Consider the following 6,923-nt stretch of genomic DNA (forward strand, 5'->3'; position numbering starts at 1 on the left):
GGAGTATTCTCGAGCCTTGGGGGCCAAAGGTCAATTGGTGCTACAGCCGCTGGAGGAGCAGGTAAAGGTTTGGCTGCTGCTGACCGTGGGCAGGGCATACTGGGTATCGAGCCCTTTGCCCAACACCTTGAACCCGGCCTTGAGCGCCCCAGTTCCGGAGAGCCCCCCAGCAAGGCTGGCCTGGGTGGGGGTGTTGGCGCTGATGCTCAGGTTGGCAAAGGGTTTGGCCTCGAGGCTGGGCCCCACCACCCCATAAAATTTCACGTCCAGCACCAGTTTGGCGTACACCTGACCCTGCCCACCTCCAGGTGCGCTGTAGCTGAAACTGGGGTTGAGGCTGGCCTTGAAGGCCGGCTGGTTGCTCAGCGAGCTCCACTGGCCGGTGCTGCCGTCGTACCTGGCCCCCAGATTCACCGAGAGGCTGGGGGCTACCCCGGCGTTCACGGTGATGGCTTTATCGGCCCCAGCCCCGGCCCCTGCGACCAGCCGGGGCTCGATCACCACCACCACCGGGACCGCCCCCACCAGAAAAGCCCGCTTGAGCGAGTAGCTAGCCAGGGTTTGCTCGGTGGCCATGCTCAAGGTGGCCTTGCCAGTGGTGGTGACGCTGGCTTTGAGCTCGGAGCTAAGGGTTCCAGCGATCCCCGCCTCGAACAAGCGGACCTTGTTGTTGGCAAACTGGAGACGGAAGGTGGGGTCGAGGCTTTGGGTAACGCTGCCGTTGAGGGTGATGGTGACCCCCTGGACAGGGGTAAAGGTCACGTTTTTGAGGGTGATCTTCCCGGTAATGGCCTCGGCCTGAACCCCAGGGACCGACTGGACCAGGCTGGCATCGCCGATTTGCAGGGTGCCGAAATCCAAGTCGGCGTTCCCGGAGGCGATGGCCTCCTCGAGGGAAGCATCTTCGGTTTTGAGGTACACCTTGCGCACCACCTGGGTCCCGACCTGGGTTATGCTTTGGGTTTGCACCGAGGTGATTCGCCGCACCAGGCCGTCGCCTTCGTCGCTGATCACCACCTGTCCAGCCTGAAGATCCTTTTCGGTCTGTACGGTCAGGCTGCTGGTGTCGGCAGCATCCACCTGATCCGCAGGGATCACCACCCCATTGGGGGAGAGGGTTAGGCCCGCGTTCTGATTGGCTGTCGAGCACCCGGCCAGCAGACCGGTCAGGGCGGTGAGGACAAGCAGCGTATGCCTCATGGTGCCACCGTCCTTAGCGTGGTTTCAGCCACGTCGCGCACCCTCGAGGCCTCCAGATAGGCCCCGGTCTGGCGGTTCAGCTCCTCCTCGCTCAGCTTGCCCTGGAAAAATCCGCTGCCCTCAACCGGGGTATCGGTGAACAGCAGGCGGAAGCGGGAAACCCCAGTGGGAGGGAGCACCAGGTAGGTCGCCTGACCCTGGGCCGTTTTGTCGCTTTTGAGGGGCAGGGTATGGGCTCCAGCCGCGAGCGGGAGGTTGCGCTCGAGCACCACGGTGGTGGTGTCGGGGTCTATCGTGATCAACGTGACGTACCCTGCTTGGCTCAGGCTGAAATTGAAGAACACCCGTTCGCGCACTTTGTAGCTGGCCCCGGCCCCACGATCCGGAGCGAAGTCGCGAATCACCGGCTGTACGCCCCAGGCTGAACGCTGGCTCTCGCCGATCCCGTTGCTCATCTGGGGGGCGCATGCCCCCAGAACCACCGCTAAGACCAACCCACTCAAAAATCTCATGACATCAAAGTTTACGCCCGCGTCTCTGAGACCTGCCTAAGCTTCAGCATTAAGAAGTCCTTATACTTTGCCCACCCTGCGTATCGCCGCTTTCGCTCGATGTTTATGAGCCCTTTATACTTCGGACGTGCGGCGTTATGCCTGGGTAATGCTGGGGGGGGCCATTGGCTCTGGCTTGCGCTATGGCCTGGGGACTGGGATTCAAAGCCTCATCGGGCCGGATTTCCCCTGGAGTACCCTTTTGATCAACGTGAGCGGCAGCTTTCTCATTGGGATGGTGATCCGGCTGAATCTGGAGGGGGGCCTCTCGGCTGAAGCCCGTTTGTTTCTGGCGATGGGGGTGCTGGGAGGCTACACCACCTTCTCGAGCTTCAGCTACGAAACCCTGACCCTGCTCCAACGGGGAGAGTGGTTCGGGGCGCTGGCATATGCCCTGGGAAGCCTGGTGTTGGGCTTCTTGGCGGTCTTGGTGGGCTATCGTTTGGCAGGGAGGTGGGTATGAAGCTCGAGGGAGAGGCTAAGCTGGTGCGGGTTTTTATAGGGGAGTTCGACCAATGGCAGGGTAGGCCGCTGTTTGAGGCCATCGTCATGGAAGCCAAGAAGGCCGGTTTGGCCGGAGCCACAGTGTTCAAGGGGTTTATGGGCTTTGGCGGCCACTCGCTCATTCACACCGCGAAGATCCTCCAACTCTCCGAAGATCTGCCGATCCTGGTTGAAATTGTGGACACCGAGGAGAAGATACAAGCCTTTCTACCCACCCTCGATGCGATGATCCAGGAGGGGTTGGTCACCCTGGAGAAGGTGGAGGTGATTCGCTACCGCACTGGCTCGAGCCAGGGGTGAGGGGAGTGTAGGCTTCGTTACCGGGATTCCCCGGCGGGAGGGCTAGACTCGAGGCATGCTTTTCAAGCCCAAAGCCCAAGACCCACGGGTCCCGCCTGGACAGACCCTCACCCAGAAATTCCCGGTCCTTACCTACGGCCCGACCCCCACGGTGCGAGCCGAGGAGGTGCGGTTTCAGGTCTGGGGCCAGGTGGAAGCAACCAAGGAGTGGAGCTGGGATGAGCTGATGGCCCTGCCGCAGTCTGATCTGACCGCTGATTTCCACTGCGTGACCCGCTGGAGCAAGCTCGAGGTGCAGTGGAGGGGGGTGCGGGTGCTGGACTTAATGCAGCAGGTTCAGCTCAAACCGGAGGCCAAGGCCGTGATGCTGCACTGCTATGGGGGGTACACCACCAACCTGCTCCTGGATGATTTCTTGCGCCCTGAAAATCTCTTGGCCCACACCCTTTTTGGCCAGCCCATTCCCCGGGAGCACGGTGGTCCCCTGCGCCTGATCGTTCCGCACCTGTACGCCTGGAAAAGCGCCAAATGGCTGCGGGGCTTTGAGTTTTTGGACCGCGAGGCCCTGGGGTTCTGGGAGGTCAACGGGTATCACCGACGGGGCGATCCCTGGAAGGAAGAGCGCTTCAGCGACGACTGATCGCGCTTCTCCCCAAACGACACAGTTAAGGGCGAATTTCCTCGAGCCGCCCCTCCCGGGCCAGCCAGCGGATGCCGCGGGCACGGGCATACTCGAGCAACTCTTGGAGCTGATCCGTCCAGGCTAGCTCCACCCGTCGCCCCTCGGCGCGCAGCCTGCGGGCCAACCCCCGGTCGAGGGCCAGCACCTCGGGTGCGGTGGCGGACCCCGGCAGGCGCAGGGCCTCCATGACCCGCTCCAGGCCGACCGCAAACCCCGCCGCATAGGGCAGCAAAGCCCCGTCGTAGCGCCCACCCCCCAGCAGGGGCAGGCCAAAATCTGGGGTATAGGCCTGGAAGTTGATTCCGGTGTAGAAGCCCAGCCGCCGAGCGCGGCCTAAATCCAGCAACAGCGGGACCTCGGGAAGCCGGGCCAGAATGGCCTCGAGCCAGTCCAGGTCGGCCTGGGCCCGGGTGGAAAGCGGCAGGGCCCGGGCCTCGGCCAGCACCTCCCGCCCGCCGTAGAGGTCGGGCAGCGTGAGCAGGGCCCCACCCAGGCTGGGGTGAACCCGGTACTGGCCCAACAGCTCTTCAAGCTCGGGGCTGTTCTTGCGCTGGATGGCCTGGCGCAGGGCTTCCTTGGGGGCCTCGTCTAGGCCGGTGGCCTCCAGCAGATCCCGCACCAACGCCGGCAAGCCGACCTCGAGCTGAGCCCCTCCAAACCCCAGGCGTTGCAGGGTTTCCCAGGCCAGCTCGAGGATCTCGGCGTCGGCCTGGGGGCTCGAGACCCCGATGAGCTCCGCCCCCACCTGGGTGAACTCCCGGCTTCGGCCGAGCTCCGCGTCGCGCTCCCTAAACCACAGGGGCCCTGAATACTGCACCCGCACGGGCCCTTCCAGCCGCTGCCCCTTTACCAGCTCCGAGACTGCGGTGGTGAACTCGGTGCGCAGCATCAGCACCTCTCCGCTTTTGTCCACCAGCTTGAAGGCCAGCTCGGAGAGGGCATGGGCGGGGTTGTAGAACTCCAGGGCCGGCAGCTCGACCGGCTCGTAGCCCCAGGAGTACAGCAGCTCGTGCAAGGAGGCCAAAAACTCCCGCCTCAGGCGGGCCTCAGGCGGAAGGAAATAGCGGGTGCCTTCGGGGATCATTGCGGGCGGGGTTATTTGGCTTTGGCGAAGATCTTCACCGAGAGAATTTTATCGCGCTTATCCCCTGAGACCGCCCCGGGCCCTTCGGTGGGGGCGATCTTGTCCAGCACATCCAACCCCGCGGTAACCTGACCAAACACCGTGTACTGCCCGTTGAGGTTGGGGGTGGGGCCAAAGGTGATGTAGAACTGGCTGCCGTTGGTGTTGGGGTCCATGGTGCGGGCCATTCCCACGACCCCTTTGCGGTCATAGGTGAGCGCGGGGGTGACCTCGAGGCCAAACTGGTAGCCGGGCCCCCCCATCCCCGTACCGGTGGGGTCGCCGGTTTGGGCCACAAAGCCGGGAATTACCCGGTGGAAAACGATGCCGTCGTAGTAGTGGTGCAGGGCCAAAAACACGAAGGAGTTCACCGTTTTGGGGGCCTGGTCGGCGTAGAGCTGAATGGTCAGGGGGCCCTTGGTGGTTTGCAGCTCGGCCACGTATTCGTGCTGGGCATCAATGACCTGCTCAGGCTTGGCGAACTTGGTGATGGGCTTATCGGATTGGTAGGGTAGGGCTTGCATAGCACCTCCAGGGGTGGGCGAGGTCTCGATCCCTTGACGGTTGGCCCGCAGCCCCCAAAAGACTGCTCCAGCCGCAATCAGGATTCCAACGATGGCTAAACCCACACGCATAGCCCGAACAGTTTACCCGCTCGAGGCCCAAACGCTAAATTTTGGGCAGGGTGATCCCGCGCTGCCCCTGGTACTTGCCCTTGCGGTCGCGGTAGGTGGTCTCGGGGCGCTCCCCCTGAAAGAAGACCAGCTGCACCACCCCCTCGCCCGCGTACATCTTGGCCGGGAGTGGGGTGGTGTTGGAGAACTCCAGGGTCACATGCCCCTCCCAGCCCGGCTCCAGTGGGGTGATGTTCGCCACTACCCCCACCCGCGCATAGGTGCTCTTCCCGATGGCAATCGCCAGCACATCATCGGGCATCCGGATGTACTCGACGCTGCGGGCCAGCACGAAGGAGTTGGGGGGGATGATCACCTGGTCCCCTTCATAGTCCACAAAGCTCTTAGGGTCTAGGCCCTTGGGGTCGGCGACGGTGTGAAAGACGTTGGCGAAGATTTTCCATTCCCGCGCCGCCCGCAGGTCATAACCGAAGCTGCTTAGCCCGTAGCTGATCACGCCCTCGCGTACCAGATTTTCCTCGAAGGGCTCGATCATGCCGTTTCGGGCCTGCTCGCGGATCCACCAGTCAGGCTTGATGCCCAGGCTGCTTCCCTTAACACTCATAGCCCCAACTATACCTGTCCTGTAGCCGCCCGATCGAGCAATAGGCCTGTGGCGCATGAGGCGAGGCGGCGGATTTTTCACAAATCCTGTTCATAAAGCCCCCTAAACTGGGGACATGCGTTTCCCTGTGTTGGGCCTATGGTTGGGGCTCATGGGCTTGCTTGCCGCCTGCGGCAGCGACAGCGCTGGCAGTCAGACCAAAGAGCCGCTGCGCCTCACCGTGAACCTACCCCCGGCCTACCTGGGGGAGGCGTACACGGCAGCCTTTACCGCCGATGGGGGGATTCGTCCATATAAATATAGCTTTGATGGAACCCTCCCCAAGGGGCTGACCTATGCCGATGGGCGCATCAGTGGAACCCCGCAGGAGAAGGGCAGCTTTGACCTCACGGTGACGGTAGAGGACGGCAACCTCAGCAGCCGGGTACAAAAGACCACGCTCACCGTGGCCGAGACCCCTCCCCCGCAGCTCGAGCAGGTGTTCCCGCTGGCCGAGAGCGCGGATCCCTTTGTGTACCTGATGCGGGTGCGCAACCGTGAGGCCAGGGGCTTCCAGATGCAACTGGCCCTCAAAGACCTCCAGCCCACCCTCGAGAGTCTGAAAACCCCCGAGGGGCTGCTGACGGTGAGCCGCTATAACCCCGAGACTCACCTGTTGGACCTGGATGCGGTGTTTGTCACCCCCAAGAAAGACCTCGAGGTGCTGCGGCTGACCCTGACCCCCGACAAGAAGCTGCGCCCCAGCTTTGGCTCTACCAATCCGCTGCTGGCTTTCTACGACAAGAATGGGGCTTTGGTCGCGGGCAACCCTCAGATTGACCGGGCTCCCAGCCAGGGGAAGTACACCTATGCCGACCTCCAGGCCATCGCCAAGAACTGGGGTCGCAAGCTGGCCCCTGGGCAAGGGACCCCCGCCCCGGCTCAGCCCCCCGCTGCCTCTGCCCCGGCAGCGCCAGGGGAGCCCACTTCGGCGGCGCAGGAGACCACCCAGGCCGAAGGGCCGAGCGCCCCGGTCCAGCCTGAGGGTTCGGGGGAATCGGCTCAGGCCCCGCCGGCGGGGGCTCCGGCCAGCCCGCAGAACTCGGCCCAAGGCCAGCAGAACCAGCCTCCGCAGGGGCAGACCCCCAGTCCACAACCGGGGCAGAATCCCAGCCCACAACCGGCCCAGGCAGCCCCCCAGAAGCTGGAGGGAGACCTCAATGGGGATGGGGTGGTGGACCAGAAGGATTTAGACCTGCTGCGCTCTTCCTATGCCTGGGCCAGCGTGAGCGGGATTAAGCTGGCCCAGGCATAGGAAGAGCGCAGCAGGTCTAAATCCTTCTGG

General features: G+C 63.4%; 9 protein-coding genes. 4 read left to right on the top strand and 5 right to left on the bottom strand.

From position 1 onward, the window contains the following. Positions 1–30: 30 nt before the first annotated feature. A complete protein-coding gene (locus tag Mgrana_RS13765; protein ID WP_119358180.1) occupies positions 31–1,200 on the bottom strand; it encodes a hypothetical protein in 1,170 nt (389 codons plus the stop codon). Next, positions 1,197–1,712 carry a DUF4384 domain-containing protein gene (locus Mgrana_RS13770; RefSeq protein ID WP_119358181.1) on the bottom strand — a complete coding sequence of 172 codons (516 nt, stop codon included), beginning with the start codon at positions 1,710–1,712 and terminating at the stop codon, positions 1,197–1,199. The genes Mgrana_RS13765 and Mgrana_RS13770 overlap by 4 nt, the downstream gene beginning before the upstream one ends. A 127-nt stretch (positions 1,713–1,839) precedes the next feature. Between Mgrana_RS13770 and crcB the strand changes: the two genes are divergently transcribed. From crcB to Mgrana_RS13785, 3 genes are read left to right on the top strand one after another with little or no spacing between them, the layout of a single operon-like run. After that, positions 1,840–2,214 carry a fluoride efflux transporter CrcB gene (gene crcB, locus Mgrana_RS13775; protein ID WP_119358182.1) on the top strand — a complete coding sequence of 125 codons (375 nt, stop codon included), beginning with the start codon at positions 1,840–1,842 and terminating at the stop codon, positions 2,212–2,214. Then, positions 2,211–2,555 carry a DUF190 domain-containing protein gene (locus Mgrana_RS13780; protein ID WP_119358183.1) on the top strand — a complete coding sequence of 115 codons (345 nt, stop codon included), beginning with the start codon at positions 2,211–2,213 and terminating at the stop codon, positions 2,553–2,555. The genes crcB and Mgrana_RS13780 overlap by 4 nt, the downstream gene beginning before the upstream one ends. 55 nt (positions 2,556–2,610) lie before the next feature. Then, on the top strand, positions 2,611–3,195 hold the full coding sequence (locus Mgrana_RS13785) for a sulfite oxidase-like oxidoreductase (protein ID WP_119358184.1): 585 nt from the start codon (positions 2,611–2,613) through the stop codon (positions 3,193–3,195). A gap of 25 nt (positions 3,196–3,220) precedes the next feature. Here Mgrana_RS13785 and Mgrana_RS13790 read toward each other — a convergent pair whose 3' ends face one another. From Mgrana_RS13790 to dcd, 3 genes are all read right to left on the bottom strand, one after another. Further along, positions 3,221–4,321: an ATP phosphoribosyltransferase regulatory subunit gene (locus Mgrana_RS13790; protein ID WP_119358185.1), complete on the bottom strand. Its 1,101-nt coding sequence runs from the start codon at positions 4,319–4,321 to the stop codon at positions 3,221–3,223. Between the two features lie 11 nt (positions 4,322–4,332). Next, positions 4,333–4,884 (bottom strand): peptidylprolyl isomerase, encoded by a 552-nt coding sequence (locus Mgrana_RS13795; RefSeq protein WP_240631381.1) that lies wholly within the window; start codon positions 4,882–4,884, stop codon positions 4,333–4,335. A 145-nt stretch (positions 4,885–5,029) separates the two neighbouring features. Continuing rightward, positions 5,030–5,599, bottom strand: coding sequence for a dCTP deaminase (dcd, locus tag Mgrana_RS13800; protein WP_119358187.1), 570 nt, complete (start codon positions 5,597–5,599; stop codon positions 5,030–5,032). Between the two features lie 115 nt (positions 5,600–5,714). Between dcd and Mgrana_RS13805 the strand changes: the two genes are divergently transcribed. After that, positions 5,715–6,893 carry a putative Ig domain-containing protein gene (locus Mgrana_RS13805; protein ID WP_119358188.1) on the top strand — a complete coding sequence of 393 codons (1,179 nt, stop codon included), beginning with the start codon at positions 5,715–5,717 and terminating at the stop codon, positions 6,891–6,893. Positions 6,894–6,923 lie beyond the last annotated feature (30 nt).

Origin of the sequence: Meiothermus granaticius NBRC 107808, assembly GCF_003574355.1 — a bacterium.
GTDB lineage: Bacteria > Deinococcota > Deinococci > Deinococcales > Thermaceae > Meiothermus > Meiothermus granaticius.